General features: G+C 70.5%; 18 protein-coding genes. 12 read left to right on the top strand and 6 right to left on the bottom strand.

Annotated features, from left to right (window positions below):
* The 4 genes from QZT59_RS11200 to QZT59_RS11185 all read left to right on the top strand — a co-directional run.
* The coding region (locus QZT59_RS11200) for a DUF402 domain-containing protein (RefSeq protein ID WP_290815900.1) at positions 1–714 on the top strand (714 nt) is incomplete at its 5' end.
* A gap of 290 nt (positions 715–1,004) precedes the next feature.
* On the top strand, positions 1,005–1,850 hold the full coding sequence (locus QZT59_RS11195) for an ABC transporter ATP-binding protein (protein WP_290815897.1): 846 nt from the start codon (positions 1,005–1,007) through the stop codon (positions 1,848–1,850).
* Entirely contained in the window at positions 1,850–3,157 is a 1,308-nt protein-coding gene (locus QZT59_RS11190; RefSeq protein ID WP_290815894.1) for an ABC transporter permease, read from the top strand. Before QZT59_RS11195 ends, QZT59_RS11190 begins: the two co-directional genes overlap by 1 nt.
* A 53-nt stretch (positions 3,158–3,210) precedes the next feature.
* On the top strand, positions 3,211–3,774 hold the full coding sequence (locus QZT59_RS11185; RefSeq protein ID WP_290815891.1) for a hypothetical protein: 564 nt from the start codon (positions 3,211–3,213) through the stop codon (positions 3,772–3,774).
* 164 nt (positions 3,775–3,938) lie between these two features.
* Here QZT59_RS11185 and QZT59_RS11180 read toward each other — a convergent pair whose 3' ends face one another.
* Entirely contained in the window at positions 3,939–4,592 is a 654-nt protein-coding gene (locus QZT59_RS11180) for an NUDIX hydrolase (RefSeq protein ID WP_290815888.1), read from the bottom strand.
* Between the two features lie 138 nt (positions 4,593–4,730).
* Positions 4,731–5,837 carry an aldo/keto reductase gene (locus QZT59_RS11175; protein ID WP_290815885.1) on the bottom strand — a complete coding sequence of 369 codons (1,107 nt, stop codon included), beginning with the start codon at positions 5,835–5,837 and terminating at the stop codon, positions 4,731–4,733.
* A gap of 149 nt (positions 5,838–5,986) precedes the next feature.
* Between QZT59_RS11175 and QZT59_RS11170 the strand changes: the two genes are divergently transcribed.
* From QZT59_RS11170 to QZT59_RS19155, 3 genes are all read left to right on the top strand, one after another.
* A complete protein-coding gene (locus QZT59_RS11170) occupies positions 5,987–6,886 on the top strand; it encodes an acyltransferase (RefSeq protein WP_290815883.1) in 900 nt (299 codons plus the stop codon).
* Positions 6,887–7,228: 342 nt separating this feature from the next.
* Complete coding sequence (locus tag QZT59_RS11165; protein ID WP_290815906.1) at positions 7,229–7,558, top strand: hypothetical protein; 330 nt, start codon at positions 7,229–7,231, stop codon at positions 7,556–7,558.
* Positions 7,440–8,105: a HalOD1 output domain-containing protein gene (locus QZT59_RS19155; RefSeq protein WP_343195759.1), complete on the top strand. Its 666-nt coding sequence runs from the start codon at positions 7,440–7,442 to the stop codon at positions 8,103–8,105. Before QZT59_RS11165 ends, QZT59_RS19155 begins: the two co-directional genes overlap by 119 nt.
* Positions 8,106–8,137: 32 nt before the next feature.
* On the opposite strand, the gene QZT59_RS11155 is transcribed toward QZT59_RS19155, so the two are convergent.
* The 4 genes from QZT59_RS11155 to QZT59_RS11140 all read right to left on the bottom strand — a co-directional run bounded on the left by QZT59_RS11155 (position 8,138) and on the right by QZT59_RS11140 (position 11,123).
* Complete coding sequence (locus QZT59_RS11155; protein ID WP_290815881.1) at positions 8,138–8,890, bottom strand: hypothetical protein; 753 nt, start codon at positions 8,888–8,890, stop codon at positions 8,138–8,140.
* A gap of 251 nt (positions 8,891–9,141) precedes the next feature.
* A complete protein-coding gene (gene hisG / locus QZT59_RS11150) occupies positions 9,142–9,996 on the bottom strand; it encodes an ATP phosphoribosyltransferase (RefSeq protein WP_290815879.1) in 855 nt (284 codons plus the stop codon).
* 143 nt (positions 9,997–10,139) lie between these two features.
* Complete coding sequence (locus tag QZT59_RS11145) at positions 10,140–10,670, bottom strand: ArsR family transcriptional regulator (protein ID WP_290815878.1); 531 nt, start codon at positions 10,668–10,670, stop codon at positions 10,140–10,142.
* 33 nt (positions 10,671–10,703) lie between these two features.
* Entirely contained in the window at positions 10,704–11,123 is a 420-nt protein-coding gene (locus QZT59_RS11140) for a hypothetical protein (protein WP_290815876.1), read from the bottom strand.
* A 94-nt stretch (positions 11,124–11,217) separates the two neighbouring features.
* Here QZT59_RS11140 and QZT59_RS11135 point away from each other — a divergent pair, with 94 nt between their 5' ends.
* The 5 genes from QZT59_RS11135 (at position 11,218) to QZT59_RS11115 (ending at position 15,888) form a co-directional block, all read left to right on the top strand.
* Positions 11,218–11,727 carry a hypothetical protein gene (locus QZT59_RS11135; protein WP_290815874.1) on the top strand — a complete coding sequence of 170 codons (510 nt, stop codon included), beginning with the start codon at positions 11,218–11,220 and terminating at the stop codon, positions 11,725–11,727.
* A gap of 154 nt (positions 11,728–11,881) precedes the next feature.
* Positions 11,882–12,184 (top strand): HalOD1 output domain-containing protein, encoded by a 303-nt coding sequence (locus QZT59_RS11130; protein WP_290815871.1) that lies wholly within the window; start codon positions 11,882–11,884, stop codon positions 12,182–12,184.
* Between the two features lie 316 nt (positions 12,185–12,500).
* A complete protein-coding gene (locus QZT59_RS11125; RefSeq protein ID WP_290815870.1) occupies positions 12,501–15,179 on the top strand; it encodes a heavy metal translocating P-type ATPase in 2,679 nt (892 codons plus the stop codon).
* Between the two features lie 64 nt (positions 15,180–15,243).
* Entirely contained in the window at positions 15,244–15,522 is a 279-nt protein-coding gene (locus QZT59_RS11120; RefSeq protein ID WP_290815868.1) for a DUF433 domain-containing protein, read from the top strand.
* A gap of 3 nt (positions 15,523–15,525) precedes the next feature.
* The gene (locus tag QZT59_RS11115; RefSeq protein WP_290815866.1) at positions 15,526–15,888 is read left to right on the top strand and encodes a DUF5615 family PIN-like protein; all 363 of its coding nucleotides are present in this window, start codon (positions 15,526–15,528) and stop codon (positions 15,886–15,888) included.
* The last annotated feature ends 201 nt before the right edge of the window (positions 15,889–16,089 follow it).

Here is a 16,089-nt window from a genome sequence, read left to right as displayed (position 1 = left end):
CTCGCCGCGCCGCGGGCGACCGCGTGGGTCTGGTTCGGCCGCGAGGCCCGCTTCGCCCTCGACGAGGCCCGCCGCGCGGTCGAGACGACGATGCCCGGCCACCACCGGATCAAGGCCGCCGATCGGGCCGCGAGCGCCGCGGTGGACTTCGCCGAGGCCGTCTGCGGGGACCTCGCGACCGGCTCCGAAACCCCGTTCGACGCCGACGCGGACCTCCCCTTCGCCGCGGTCGCCCGCCAGTTCGGCCCCGAGGCGGGCGACCGGCTCTCGCTCGGTCACGGCAAGCCCGACGGGCGGCTCATCACCCTCGGTTCCGGGGAGGTGACCGAGTGGGACGCCGACGGCTCGATCACGCTCGAGCGCTCCATGCGCGGCGGCGGCACCTACGACGCGCTCGAGGTCCCCAAGGAGGCCGGCGACGTCGCCGTGACGAAGCTCCGCGAGGGGCGCCGGTGGTACCCGACGACGTACAGGTCCGCCGACGGCGAGGTGAAGGGGACGTACGTGAACATCTGCACGCCCGTGGAACTGTTCCCCGACCGGGCCCGGTACGTCGACCTCTACGTGGACGTGATCCGGCTGCCCGACGGGACGGTCGAGATCGTCGACGAGGACGAGCTCGCGGAGGCGGTCGAGGCGGGGCTGGTGAGCGAGGCGCTGGCCGAGAAGGCGTCGAGCGTGGCGAGCGCCGTCGAACGGGCGCTGTCGAAGTGATCGGCAGCGCCGACGCGGGACGGGCGACCTGACGGTCCGGGATCCCGAGACCTCGGTCAGCGGGTCTGCCCGGTGGCGGCGTTCGTCGAAATGCGCGTCGGGATCGTTCGGCGGACAGAGCGCCTCGACGCCGCGGCCGCGCGATCGGCGACGGCGTCGTCGGCGGACGGTGCGGCGGCGGTGTCGAGCGGCCGCAGCCGGGCGACCCCTCCCCGCCGTCCGCCTCGACGGGCGTTCCGAGGGTAACGTCGGCGCGAATCTTTTTCGGCGGCGCTGTGGTCCAACCCCGCATGTCCCCCACCGGCACCGCGGTCGCCCTCGAGGACGTCCGGCGAACGTACCAGCTGGGCGAGCCGGTCCACGCGCTCGACGGCGTCTCCCTCGAGATTCCGCGCGGATCGTACACCGCGATCATGGGGCCGAGCGGCTCCGGGAAGTCGACGCTGATGAACCTCGTCGGCTGTCTCGACACGCCGACGGCGGGTTCCGTCGCGATCGACGGGCGTGACGTGACGAGCCTCGACGAGCGCGAGCGGACGCGCCTGCGGGGTACCCAGGTCGGCTTCGTCTTCCAGACGTTCAACCTGATGCCTCGACTGACCGCCCTCGAGAACGTCGCGCTGCCCCAGCTGTTCCAGGGCGTCGAGCGGGACGAGCGCCGCGATCGAGCTCGAGAGCTCCTCGAACGGGTCGGCCTCGCCGACCGGGCGGATCACCTGCCCAGCGAGCTCTCCGGGGGCCAGCGCCAGCGGGTCGCGCTGGCCAGGGCGCTGGTGAACGACCCGGCGCTCGTGCTGGCCGACGAGCCGTCGGGCAACCTGGACACCGAGACCGAAGCCGACATCCTCGACCTCTTCGAGGAGTTTCACGACGCCGGGACGACGATGGTCGTCGTCACCCACGAGCGCCACGTCGCCGAGCGCGCCGAGCGGATCGTCCACCTGCTCGACGGGCGGATCGAGCGGATCGACGAGCTCGGGGCGGTCGGGGCGACGGACGCGGGCGTCGGTGCGGGTGACCCCGAGCGCGACGACCCCGAGAGCGACCGCCCGCTCGACGACCGCAAGATCGACGGCACGGTCGACGACCCCGAGAGCGACCGCCCGCTCGACGATCCCCCGGAGGATCGCGACTGATGCGCCCGGTCGAGTCCCTGCGGCTCGCGTGGCGGGCCATCACCGGCCACAGGCTCCGGTCGGCGCTGACGGCGCTCGGCATCGTCATCGGCGTCGCGGCCGTGATCGCGTTCGTCACGCTGGGGGCGAGCCTCCAGGTCGGCCTCATCGGCGACATCAGCCCGGACGATCAGCGCAACGTCTACGGCTGGGCCGCCGATCCCGACACCGAGGGCGGACCGCTGGCCGGCGCCCAGCCCGTGTTCAGCGAGTCCGACGTCGAGACGCTCGACGACCGCGAGGACATCGAGGCGGCCTACGGCTACGCCACGCTCCCGACGCAGGCGCTCGTCTACGGGGATGAGGTCTCACCCCAGGGCGACGCGCTCGTCGCCACGGGTCCCTCCTACATCAGGGACGAGACCCTCGAGGAGGGGCGACAGTTCGAACCCGGCGAACGGGAGGCGGTCGTCAACCCGGCCGTCGCGGAGCAGTTCGAGGAGAACGTCTCCGTCGGCGACGAGCTGACCGTCGCGCTCCAGGGCGGGCAGCGGACGACCGTGACGGTGGTCGGCGTCACCGAGACCGTCGAGGGACTGAGCCCGTTCGAGGGGTTCGATCCCTCTCCGCGGGTCTACGTCCCGACCGACCCGTACTACACGGAGGACCTGGCCGGGGCGATGCCGGGGGCTAGCGACGAGGAAGACGATGGCGACGAGGCCGCCGGGGAGAACGGGTCGGCCGAGGGGACGCTCTTCCTCGCGATCGTCGTCGAGGCCGAATCCGCCGACGACGCGGCGGTCGACCGCGCGCGCGAGAGCGCGAGGGAGTACCTCGAAAGCGACGACTCCGACGCCGGCCGGCTACTGGACGCCGGGGGTCTCGCCGTCACCCTCCAGACGAGCACCGAACTCCTCCAGCAGCTCCAGGACGTTCTCGACCTGCTGCAGAACTTCATCGTGGGCATCGCCGCCATCTCGCTGCTGGTCGGTTCGATCGGCATCGCGAACATCATGCTCGTCTCGGTGACCGAGCGCACCCGCGAGATCGGGATCATGAAGGCCGTCGGCGCCCAGAACCGCGACGTGCTCGGGCTCTTCCTGGCCGAGGCGGTGATCCTGGGCGTGGTCGGGGCGGTCCTCGGCACCGCGCTCGGCCTGTTCGCCGGCTACCTGGGGGCCTGGTACGTCGGCCTGCCGCTGGTCTACCCCTACGAGTACGTCGTCCTCGCGATCGTCGTGGGGGTCGTCGTCGGCGTCGCCTCCGGCCTCTACCCGGCCTGGCGGGCGGCGCGGACGGACCCGATCGAGGCGCTCCGGTACGAGTGAGTCCCCGCTCCGACCACGACAAAGACCATTATCGATCGGTTCCACGTCCCGGCATGGTCGTATCGACGGACGAGACGTTCATCGTGACCTACTCGGGTCGGCGGGTCGATCCGTTCGACGTGTCTCCGACGGACGTCCACCTCCGGGACGTCGCCGCCGGACTGTCCCACACCTGCCGGTTCGGCGGCCACTGCAAGCACTTCTACAGCGTCGCCCACCACTCGCTCAACGTCAGTCGCGAGTTGCCCCGCGAGGAGCCCCGACTCCAGCTCATCGGCCTGCTCCACGACGCGGGTGAGGCCTACCTGGGGGACATCCCGCGACCGCTGAAAGCCAGGCTCGAACGGATTCAGCCCGCCGAAGACCGCATCCTGGAGAGCGTCTGGGAGGCGCTGGCGATCGAACCGCCCACGACCGCCGAGTGGGAGCGCGTGATGGCCGCGGACGATCGCCTGCTCGCCTACGAGGCGAACGAGCTCCTCGAGGACGCCTCGTGGGCCGACGCCCCGCCAGACGTCGGATACGACCTCGGTCCCGAGCCGTCGGCGACGATTCGAGAGCGGTTTCGGTCGCGCGCGAAGTCGCTGCTGGTCGAAGCGACCGCGGACGCGCCCTGACGACCGAGACCGGACGGCGACGACGGCAGGAGACGCCAGCCGCCGGCGAGACGTCGTGCGATCGGTCGTCGCCGCCGTCGACGTGCGAACCGTCCCGTTCGCGATCGGCGACTTCCCCGTCCCGGGCGGCGGTGAGACGTGTCGACGAGAGACGGCGGGATCGGTCAGTTCCCCGGGTCGTACGGATTCGGTTCGGGATTCTCCCACCACGGCTCCGCGGGCTCGTAGTCGTCCCACCACTCGGTCCCCCGGAACTGGCCGAACGGCCCCAGACTCCGAGGCGGTTCCGCCAGCCAGGCGGCCCCGCGGAGCTCGCCGGGCAGGATCTCGAGGTGGCCGCTCGCGTAGCCGGCGTCGAAACACACCCACAGGGTGTGCAGCCGGACCGCACGGCCGTCGTCGGGTTCGTGGGTGGCCCGATAGGCCAGAAACGGCGATCCGAGCTCGAGCTCGAGGCCGACCTCCTCGCGCACCTCGCGGATCGTGGCCGCCTCGTAGGTCTCGCCCGTCTCGCGACCGCCGCCGGGGATCCCCCATCGATCGTCGTCCCCGCGGCTGAGGATCATGCAGACGACGGGGCCGGCCTCGTGCGCGTCCGCCGGCATCGAGTCGGCGAGCGCAGGGGCGTCGTCCGGCCCGCGCACGATCCAGGCGTAGCCGCCGCCGGTGTAGCCCTCCCGAGCGTGCTCGTGGAGACGGTCGAACCGCTCGCCGGGTACCAGCTCGTCGCACTCGACGACCGCGAACTCGCCGTACTCCTCCCGGAGTCGGTCGAGGCGGCGCTCGACGTCGTCGCGGTTGACGTGGGTGGTGCTCACGGATTCCGTAACCAGTTAGCGAGCGAATAAGTCGCTTGTGATCCGGATCGGCGGTACGCCCGCCGTCGGCGCGGTCAGTCCGCCGCCGGCCCCGCCCTCGGCGCGGTCAGTCCGCCGTCGGCCCCGCCCTCGGCGCGGTCAGTCCGCCGCCAGCTTGTCCAGGCCGGCCGCCTCGATGTCCGCGCCGTCGACGGACGATCGAAGCGAATCCATCCCGTCGTCGCGGTCGATCCCGAAGTCGCGCTCGTAGAGTTCGGCGACGCGCTGGACCTCCTCGTCCGAGAGCGGCGGCACCTCGCTCGCGGCGGCCCACTCGTCGACGTCACCTTTCGTGCGGAACGTCGGCGTGACGCTCGCGACGGGGTCGTGGGACAGCAGCCAGGCGATCGACGCCTGTCCCATGGTGCGCTCCCCGTCGCGCTCTCGCGGACGCCGTCCGCTCGAGTCATCCGCGGCGCGTGGCTCCGCGCGCTCCAGGAATCGAAGCTTCTCGAGCTTCTCCCAGCCCGTCTCGTACCAGGCGTCGGGCCGGAAGCCGCGGTGGTCGCCGGCGTCGAGCTCGGTGTCGGGCGTGACCTGCTCGTTCAGAATGCCCGAGGAGTGGGGAACCCGGGGGATCAGGCTGGTCGACGAGCCCGTCCGCTCGATCGTCTCGAGGAAGTGGTTCCCGACCTCCTGTTCGAGGACGTTCCAGACCAGCTGGACGGAGTCGAACTCGTTCTCGATGGCGAAGTCGCCCTCGGCGAGCCAGCCGATCGAGGGGCCGAGCGCGAGCCCGCGGGCGCGGATCAGTCCCTCCTCCTCGAGTTCGTCCAGGAGTTCGAGGACGTCGTCGCTCATCTCGGAGACGTCGGCGTTGTGGAGCTGAAGGACGTCGACGTACTCGACGTCGAGGCGCTCCAGGCTCTTTTCGAACGCCGCTCGGAGGTACTCCGGATCCATCTCCTTGGGGAGTTCGCCGTGGCCCGCCTGCGGGTTGTCGTAGAAGTCGTAGCCGATCTTGGTGGCCAGGGTCACCTCGTCGCGCCGGCCCTCGAGGGCCCTCGCGAGCAGCTCCTCGCTGCGGCCGTGGCCGTAGACGTCGCCCGTATCGACGTAGGTGATCCCGCGGTCGAGGGCGTGGCGGACGAGTTCGATCGCGTCGTCCTCCGAGCGGTCTCCCCACCAGTCGGTGCCGACGACCCACGCGCCGAAGCCGACCTCGCTGACCTCGACGCCCGAGTTCCCGAGTTCTCGACGGTGCATGGAAAGGGGTTCGCAGCGCGGGACCGTAAGGTGTGCGAAAGCGGTCGCCGCTCGGCGCGTCCCGCGATCGCGTTCGGTCCCCCGATCCGACGCGGCAACCGCGGCCGGACAACCGAACCCATATCACTTCGGGGGCGAATAGTCGGCGTATGACCAAGCGGCACGTCTCGCTCCCCGACGAGGCCGAGTCGGCGATGGAGGAGTTCGTGGGCGACGTCGACCGACGGCTCGCCGGCGACGAGGACACCTGTTCGGTCGTCACGGACGTGCTGTGCGAGCTCTCGGGCGACCGGGAGGCCTACGAGCGCTGGCAAGCGGGCGGGGACCTCTCCCCCGCAGAGCGGGTCCGCCTGTCGAGCTACGACCCGTGCAACACGACCCTCGAGAGCGAGTACTACGCCGAGAAGGACGAGGACGCGTTCACGCGGTCGAAACACCTCCAGTGGCTCTGGCGCCAGTTCGACAGCCTCCCGATCGCCGACAACGTCGAGTTCGCCCTGCGCTTTCGCCGGATGCTCGCGACCCACCTCTTCGCCGAGTGCGGGGAGAACTGCCGATTCTTCAAGGGGATCACGTTCACCTACGGCCACAACATCGCCGTCGGCGACAACACCGTCATCCACGACGACGTCCACCTCGACGACCGCGGGAAGCTGACGATCGGCGACCGCGTGTCGATCTCGGACGGGGTCCACGTCTACAGCCACGACCACGACGTCGTCGACCAGACCGCGGTCAGAAACTACCACACGATCGTCGAGGACGACGCCCGCGTAACCTACGACGCGATGGTTCGCGCGGGCTGTAAGGTGGGCGAGAACGCCATCGTCGGCGCCCGCGGGATCGTCCAGCACGACGTCCCCGCCCACCACATCGCCGTCGGGATGCCCGCCAAGAGCGTCAAGATCAAACCCGGCTGGGAGGACGTCGCGACGCCGATCGAGGACGCCGGCGTCGATCGCCAACGGGAGCGACGAATCGAGTACGACCTCCCCGACGACCTCGAGACCTTCGACGAGTTCCGGCGCGACCGCACGCCGCCGAACTGAGCGCGGACGAGCCCCGCGCGACGCCGACCTCCCGCCCGCGCCGCGGCTCCGGGTTCGGCCACCGAAGCCGTGGGTTCGTCCTCGACACCGACCGAGCGGATTCGTTCTCGACACCGACCGAGCGGGTTCGTCCTCGACACCGACCGAGCGGGTTCGACCGCCGCGACGGCGCTCTCGAGGCGCCCGCCGATCGCCCCGGACCGGTCGCCGACGACCGCTCCACCCCGGCCCGTAAACGGCGGTCAAACCCGCCGCGCCGACACCGGTAATCGCCGGTTACGAGCCCGCTGCCCGCATGGACACGGGGAATAGCCAAGTACGATGCGAACCTATGACATACCGATGGAGCTCTGGGGCTGGCTCGCGGGATACGTCCTCCTGTTCGCGCTGTTACACCTGGCGCTCTACTACTACTACGTCCGTCGGGACGGCGACGACCGGCCGACCGCGCCGTCGCTGACGGACGGGAGCCTCGCCGGCACCCGCTACGGGACGCCGACGGACAGTTCTCGCCGCGGCGCGGAGGACGTCGACGGCGACCGCCGGTACCGCGATGAGTACGAACTCGACCTCGAGGGAGAGACCGTCGACTGCGCGCACTGCGGCGCGCCGAACGAGTCGGATTCGACGTTCACCTACTGCTGGAACTGCATCTCCACGCTGCGACGGTGAGCCGTCGGCGAGGCCCGCCCGCCGACCGGTCGAACCGGCGAACCGATCCGAACGAACCCCGACCGGTCCAACCGCCCGACCGATACGAAGGAACCCCGACCGGTCGAACCGCCCGACCGGTCGATCGGATCGAGGGGGCGACGGCGCATCCCGACGAGGTCCGCCTCGTTGCACTGGTGAACGGGTACGCTTTTCGTCCCGAATCGCCGAGCGAAGCCACCGGCGCACGCACGGCCAGCACACACCCGTCCCCCGAATCGGCCCGTCGCCCGCGGTCGAGCGAATCTACGAGGCCAGACACGACCCCGACGGGCCGGCCGACCGACACGCCACCGTCGCGCACGCGATCGCCGAGGCGACGGGCGTCGACGTCACCGACGGCTCGTTCTCGCTGTACGACCGCGTCGATCCGGACGCGCTCGACGCCATCTTCCGGGACGCCCGCGACGGCCGCCGGCGCACCGGCGGCGTCGTCGCCTTTCCGGTCGGCGCGTACCGGGTCTTCGTCTACGCCGACGGCCGCATCCTGATCGAACCGCCGATCTGATCGCCGCCGCATCCGGCGCGGCCGATCCGTTTTCAGTCCGCTTCCTCCGGCCCGGTCAGCGCCTCGGCGAGCGGCTCCAGGTGGTCGACGCCCACCACGACGACCACGTCGCCGCGCTCGCGGAGCGCGCGGAGGCGATCGACCATGCAGGCTTCCCGGGTCTCGTCCCGGTAGGTGACGGCGCCGGGTTCGCCGGACCGCAAGAGCGCCCGCACGCCCGCGACGTGACTCCGCTCGTGTGCGGCCTGACGCGTCGGCGGATCGGCGTGCGAGCAGTCGTAGGAGATCGGGTCGTCGGCCGCGACGGTCATCGACGTGGCGTTCGTCAGCGTCGCCGCGAGCCGGCAGGACAGCGCCGTCCGGGTCGCGCCGCCGAGGCTCGAGAGGAGCCGACGGGCGGTCGCGCCCGCGACGCGGTCGGCCACGAGCCTGGTGGCGAGCCGTCGGCAGAACGACCAGCTCGGCGCGTCGATGCCGACGACCTCGGCGTCGCCGGCGGCGGCGATCGCGGCGCTCATCTCGCCGCCGAACCGGGGTCGACCGGCGTCGTCGGTCTCGCGGGCGTAGGTTCGATACAGCGGGACCGCCGCGGAGGGAAGTTCGACCGCGAGCACCGCGGGGTCGACGCGATCGAGGACGGTCCCCACGCGGCCGACGCTCGCGGGGTGGTCGTGGACCACGCCGAGGAGGATCACGTCGCCGTCCGCACCGGGGACGCGCCGACAGAATTCCGGGGTCACCCGGGGATCGTCGAAGCGATCGGCGAAAGGGGGCGCGTCGTCCATTGAGTCGAGTTGTAATACGCGACTACCGGCATATATCTTCCGTTGCTCCGGCTAAACGTTCAGTTTCTTCGACTAATCGGTCGAGAGCGGCGCGAGAGTGAAATCTCACGTCAGTGGAACGGAGGGGCGTGGGTCGGGTCCGCAGCCGGCCGGGCGATCGAGCGGTCGATCGGCCCCGCGGCGAGTCGATCGAGCGGTCGGCCGCGCCGTCCGCCCGACGGCGGTCGGACGACGACCCGTTCGGATCCGACTCACTCCACGAGACGCTCGATCTCGGTCACCAGAATGCCGCTCGCGCCGCGCCGTTTGACGTCGTTGATGGTCTCGAAGACGTCGCGCTCGTCGACGACGGCGTGGACCGCTACTTTGTCGCCCCCGTTGGCGATGTCCATGATCGTCGGTCCGCCGAGGCCCGGGATGACCTCGCGGACCTCCTCGAGGCGGTCTTCGGGAACGTTCATCATGAGGTAGCGCTTGCCGTCGGCAGCCAGCACCGAGGAGAGCGCCGTCTGCAACTCCCGGACCTTCGAGTCGTCGACGACGTCCTCGCGGGCGAACAGCCGCACCGAGCTGGCGAGGACCTCCTCGACGATCGCGAGCCGGTTGACCGCGAGCGTCGTCCCGGTGCTCGTGATGTCGACGATCGCGTCGGCCATCTCGACGTGCGGGGTGAGTTCGGTCGCGCCCGAAACCTCCACGACGGCGGGCGAGACCCCGCGCTCGTCGAAGAACTCGCGGGCGATCCGGGGGAACTCCGTCGCGACGGTCTTGCCCTCCAGGTCGTCTACGGCGTCGATGTCGCCGTCTTCCGGCGCCGCGAGGACGAGTCGACACCGACCGAACTCGAGGTCGAGCAGCGTCTCGATGACGCTCCCCTGCCCGGACTCGCGGACCTGGTCGAGGCCCGTGATGCCGAGGTCGGCCGCGCCGTCGGCGATGTACTCCGGGACGTCCGCCGCCCGGGCGAAGAGGACGGTCACGTCGGGGTCGACGGTCTCGGCGTAGAGTTTGCGCTCGGCGCCGTTTTCCAGATGGAGGCCCGCCCGCTCCAGCAGGTCGATCGACGGCTCGTGCAGGCGGCCCTTGTTGGGAACGGCGATGCGCATTTGGCGGGGCTTTGGTACGGGGAGGGAATTGTCTTTCCATCTCGCCGAACGGTGTGCGAGCGAGTCGCTCGCAGGCGAGTCCGCCCGACGGAGGGATCCGGGCTCGGGGCCCGCAGACGGACGTCGCGCGGCGAGCGAGCGGCTCACCGCCCGCTCCCGTCGCCGAATTCGAGCAGCGAGTCGACCAGGCGCTCGAACCGGTCGACGCCCGCGGCCCGCGGATCGGTCTCGATCGCTTCGAGCAGGCCGACCGCCGCCTCGTGATCGACCGGGACCAGTTCGACGCGGTTGCCCGGCAGCCTCCGGCGCTCGATCAGGTCGCAGGCCTCCAGGCGCTCGAGGTGGTGTTCGAGCGTGCTCCTGGGGACCTCGAGCGTCGCGACGAGATCGCCCGGCGCGGTCGAGCCGCGCGAGCAGAGCGCGGCGACGACGGCGGCCGCGGTCTCCCGGCGGAGCGCGGCGATCGCGTCGCGCTCGCGCTCGTCGTACGCCGGCGGGTAGTAGTGGGTCCGGCCGAAGCGCTCGTGGCGCACGACCGATCCCGACTCGCGAAGGCGCCGGAGGTGGTGTTGAACCTGGCCCCGCGCGAGGGCGAGGTCGCGGACGATGGCGTTGAAGTGGATGCCGGGGTCGCGGGCGACGGCGTCCCGGATCCGTCGGCGCGTCTCGCTCATCGTCTGCCTCCGCCACCCAGGAGCGTCGTCCCCTCACTCATTCTCGGTCCCCCGCGAATCCGCGTTTTCGGGCGTTCGCGCGCCGGCGTCGGGCGCGGTGTCGAGGGCGCGGACGCTGAAAACGGCCGCCAGCAACAGCGCCGCGATCACGACGTCGAGCAGGTGCTCGAGGAAGTGGTGGTGCCACATCGGGACGACCCCGAGGAGGGTGCCGGCGCCGACGACCGGCCGCATCACCAGCGCGCCGAGGGCCGCGGTGATCAGCAGGTACGGGAGCGACCGGCGCCGACGGAAGGCGCCGACGGCGAGCGCGAACACCACGAGCGAGCCGACGGCGGAGACGGCGAGCAAGCCCGCCAAATGAAGGTCCGACCCTCCGGCGAGGTGGGGCGTCGCCGCGGCCCGGAGATCGAAATCCGCCGACGGTGGGACGATCGTCGCCCGGAATATCATCTACGCGGAACCTCGGGTCCGGACGGCTTGTGTCCCTCGGTTTTTCGGCGTTCGTACCAGAAACGGGTAGACCGGGCCCTCCCAAGCGTCGCGTATGAGCCGCGCTCCCGCCGTCTGGTACGCCGCCGTCGGTCTCGCCGCCGTCAGCGCGATCGTTCACCTCCTGCTCGGGCTCGACGGAGTCTTCGACGTCCTCGCCGGCGGGACGTTCGAGCTTCGGCCCGCGCTGTTCGTGCTGGCCGCAGCTCTCGTCACCGGCCTCGTCTACGCGATCGTGCGGACGGACCTGCCGCGGCGGCCGCTGTACGCGGCGGGGGCGATCCTCATGGCAGCCCACGTCGTGGCCTACGCCGACTGGCACGCCTTCGGGGTGACGGAGTCCGTGCTGGGGCTCGAGGACGCCGGGCACGGACACGAGCACGAAAGTCACGGACACGACAATCACGGGCACGATGACGACCACGACCACGGACACGAGGGATCGGCGCTCGAGATCCTGTTCGAACACCTGCGAGACGACCCGATCGCCCTCGCCACGAAGAGCGCCGAGACGGTCGCCGCCGGTGCGTTCGCGTGGTTGACTTATCGAAACGGGAAACGCTGACGGGCGGCAACGGACGGTGGCGGCGCGGAGCGCCGGTCGAACGGCCGACGGGCGTTCTGTACCAGCGTTGAAAAAATACGACGAACGAGTATCACACGCGTCGTGTTTCGGAGCGCTTTTATGCGAGAAGGTTGCCCATGCGAGTCGTTGGCGCATGGTATCTGAACCACGCGACGGGGTGACCGCCGGGGGGAACGAAACGAGTTCGGGCCAGCGGAGGGCCGCGACGCGGCGATCGGCGACGGTCGCCGTGATCGAGGCCGTCGCCGCGGCCGAACGGGCGGGGCCGACCGAACTCCCGCCGCTGTACGAAGCGATCGATCCGGACGCGCTCGACTCGCTGTTCGAAAACCGGGACGGACGATCGACCCGCGGCGATCGACGGGTCGAGTTCGCCTACGCCGGGTACGACGTCGTGGTCCGGGACGGGCCGCGAGTCAGCGTCCGGGAGCGCTAGCCGGCACGTCGGTCGAGATTCCGACGAGCGGGTTCGATCCGGAGTCGGACGGCGCGGCGTCGGACTCGACCCGCGAGCGGAACGTCCATCGATCGAATTCGACCCGCGAGCGGAACGTCCATCGATCGAATTCGACCCTGCCGTATCGAGCCGCCTCGCCGTCGACGGACCGGCGACCCGCCCTCGAGTGTCAACGGTGACCACACCGACCTCGCGACCACCGTCACCACCAGTTTCATTTCCAAATTCCAACCCCAGTTATTCCGAACGATCGAAGGCATAACTCGCTTGAACGTCCATCGCGTAGATTTCTCCGATGAGCACCAGGCGAGCGCACCTCGAGATCACCGGAATGTCCTGTTCGACGTGTTCCGGAACCGTCGAGGACGCCGTGGCGGAGATCAGGGGCGTCTCGGAGGTGAGCGCGAACTACGCGACCGACGAGGGAACCGTCGCGTACGATCCCGACGAGACGTCGCTCCTGGAGATCTACGAGACGATCGACGCGGCGGGCTACGAGGCGTCGGCGGAGTCGGTCGAGCTGACCGTGCTGGGCATGTCGTGTTCGACCTGTTCCGGAACGGTCACCGAGGCCGTCGAGGAGCGTCCCGGCGTGATCGAGGCGGACGTCAGCTTCGCCGCCGACGAGGCCCGCGTTCGGTACAACCCGGCGGACGCCTCGCCCGCCGAGATCGCGGCCGCGATCGAGAAGGCGGGCTACGAACCCGTCCGCGACGAGACCGAGGAGACCCGGGGCGGGAGCCAGCGCGAGCGCGCGGTCGAGCGCGAGCTCCGGCGCCAGCGACGGCTGGTGCTCGGCGGCGCGCTGCTGACGCTACCGTTCGTGCCGATGATGGTCGACATGCTGCTCGACCTCGCCGGCGTCGCCTCCCCGGTGCCGATGGCGATCGCGCACCTGCCCGGTTGGTTCGAGTTCGTCCTCGCGACGACGCTGATGGCCACGCTCGGGATGGAGTTCATCCGGGGCGCCTGGCGCGCCTGGAGCCACAACCGGCGGGCCAACATGGACACGCTCGTGGCGGTCGGCACCTCCGCCGGCTACGTCTACAGCACGGCCGTCGTCGTCAACGCGCTCCCCGGCGACGGACTCTACTTCGAGGCGGTCGCGTTCATCCTCTGGTTCATCACCCTCGGCAACTGGCTCGAGGTGCGCTCGAAGGCCCGCGCGGGCAACGCGCTCCGCGAGCTGTTGCAGATGGAGGCCGAGGAGGCCACGCTCGTGGAATGGGAGGGCGACGCGGACGGCGAGGGCGCAGCCGGCGAGGGTGCAGCCGGCGACGGACCGAGCCGGCCGGCCGGCGAGGAGCGCCAGGTCCCCGTCGAAGCCGTCGAAGTGGGCGACGTGATGAAGGTCCGCCCCGGCGAGAAGATCCCGACCGACGGCGTCGTCGTCGGCGGGCAGAGCGCGGTCGACGAGTCCATGCTCACCGGGGAGTCGGTCCCCGTGGAGAAAGGCGAGGGCGACGAGGTCGTCGGCGCGACGCTCAACGAGAACGGCGTGCTCTACGTCGAGGCGACGAAGGTCGGCCGCGAGACGGCCATCCAGCAGATCGTCGAGCGCGTCAAGGAGGCCCAGTCGCGCCAGCCCGAGATCCAGCGGCTGGTCGACAACGTGAGCGCCTACTTCGTCCCCGCGGTGATCGCCAACGCCGTCTTCTGGGCGACGATCTGGTTCCTGTTTCCGGAGACGCTCGAATCGATCGTCGGCGCGCTCCCCCACTGGGGAATGGTCGGGGGCGGCCCGAGCGAGGTCACGACCCTCGAGTTCTCGGTGGTCGTCCTCGCCTCCGCGCTGCTGATCGCCTGCCCCTGCGCGCTGGGGCTCGCGACGCCCGCGGCGACGATGGTCGGGTCGACGCTCTCGGCGACCAACGGCGTCCTGTTCAAGGGCGGCGACGTCCTGGAGCAGGTGCGGGGCATCGACGTCGTCGTCTTCGACAAGACGGGGACGCTCACCCACGGCGACATGCGCCTGACGGACGTGGTGGTGCTGGAAGCACCACTCGCCGACGGCGGAGCGGACGACGACGCGACCCCGGACGGAGGCGTGCTCGAGGCCGAGTCCCGCGAGGAGTTCGTCCTCGGCGCGGCCGCCGCCGCCGAGTCGAACTCCGAGCACCCGATCGCCCGCGCCATCGTCGACGGTGCCGGAGAACGCGGCGTCGCGTTCGACAGCGTCAGCGAGTTCGAGAACGTCCCCGGCCACGGCATCCGCGCGGAGACCGACCGCGGGACCGTCCTCGTCGGCCGGCGCAAACTCCTCGCGGACGAGGGCGTCGACCCGGCGCCGGCGGAGGACGACCTGACCCGACTCGAACGCGAGGGCAAGACCGCGATGCCGGTCGCGGTGGACGGCGACGTCGTCGGCGTGCTCGCGGTGGCCGACACGGTCCGCGAGAGCGCCACGCGCACGGTCGCGGCCCTGCGCGAGCGCGGGATGGACGTCGTGATGCTCACCGGCGACAACGAGCGGACCGCCCGCGCGGTCGCCGAGCGCGTCGGCATCGACCCCGAGAACGTCCGCGCCGAGGTCCTCCCGGAGGACAAGGCCGATCACGTCGAAGCGCTTCAGGCCGACGGCTCTCGGGTGATGATGGTCGGCGACGGCGTCAACGACGCGCCCGCGCTCACGGCCGCGCAGGTCGGCGTCGCCATCGGCTCGGGCACCGACGTCGCCCTGGAGAGCGCCGACGTCACCCTGATGCGCGACGACCCCGCGGACGTCCTGAAGGCGGTTCGGGTCTCGGAGGCGACCATCTCGAAGGTCCGCCAGAACCTCTTCTGGGCGTTCGCCTACAACACGACGCTGATCCCGATCGCCTCGATCGGCCTGCTGAACCCCGCCCTGGCCGGCCTGGCGATGGCCGGTTCGAGCGTGAGCGTCATGGCCAACAGCTTAGTGTTCGCCCGCTACGACCCCCACGAGGACTACCACCTCGCGGTGACGCGACCGCTGCGGTGGCTGCGGCGGTGACGAAGGCGCTGTTCGCGCCCACTCGACCCGTCGGTTTATACGGAATCGTGCACTATCCGGAGGTATGACCGACATCGTCCGGAACGAGGGCGTCCTCGGCGGTGACCCTCGGATCGAGGGAACCAGAATCGGGGTGCTTCACGTATACGAGTTCGTTGTCGAGGGGTCGTGTTCGCCGGAAGACGTCGCCGATCAGCTCGATATCGGGCTGGACGAAGTCTACGCCGCCCTCTCGTACTACTACGCCAATCCGGACGAGATGACGGACGTCCGCGAACGCCACGCGGAGCTCGACCGCGAGCTGGCGGCGACGTCGCTCCGGCCGCCAGAGACGGCCGAGTGACGGATGGGGGAAACGACCGCGCTGCTGCTCGACGAACACGTCCCTCGGATTCTCGAGACGACGCTGGCGGCGAACGGATACGAAACGGTTCGCGCGGACGACCGATTCGGAGAACGGACGGTCGACGCGGAGCTGCTGGACTGGTGTCGTGAACGGGGGTACGTGGTTCTGTCGAACGATCGGGACTTCATCAGATTAACCGACGACCGCGGGCACGCGGGGATCGTCCTGTATACAGATCCCGCCTGGGTGCGGACCGAACCGAGCGAGGTCGTGGCACTCGTCGATCGCGTCGTCGAGGCGTTCGCTTCGGACGGACTCTCGGACCGCGTGATCTGGCTCGATGCGTGGCGAGACGCCCCGTGAGGAACGATCGCGGCCCCGGGACGCAGCTGCTGTCTCGTCTTCGCCCGCTACGACTCCCACGAGGACTACCACCTGCTCGTCACCCGGCCGCTGGGCCGGCTGCACGGGTGACGAGCGGACCGGGCGAACTCAAAACAGCGCCGCGACGACCGCCGACGCCGGGGCGAACTCAAAACAGCGCCGCGACGACCGCCGACGCCG

The organism is Halovivax sp. (assembly GCA_007119345.1).
In the GTDB taxonomy this organism is placed as follows: domain Archaea; phylum Halobacteriota; class Halobacteria; order Halobacteriales; family Natrialbaceae; genus Halovivax.
This window is presented reverse-complemented; position numbering and strand designations above follow the sequence as displayed.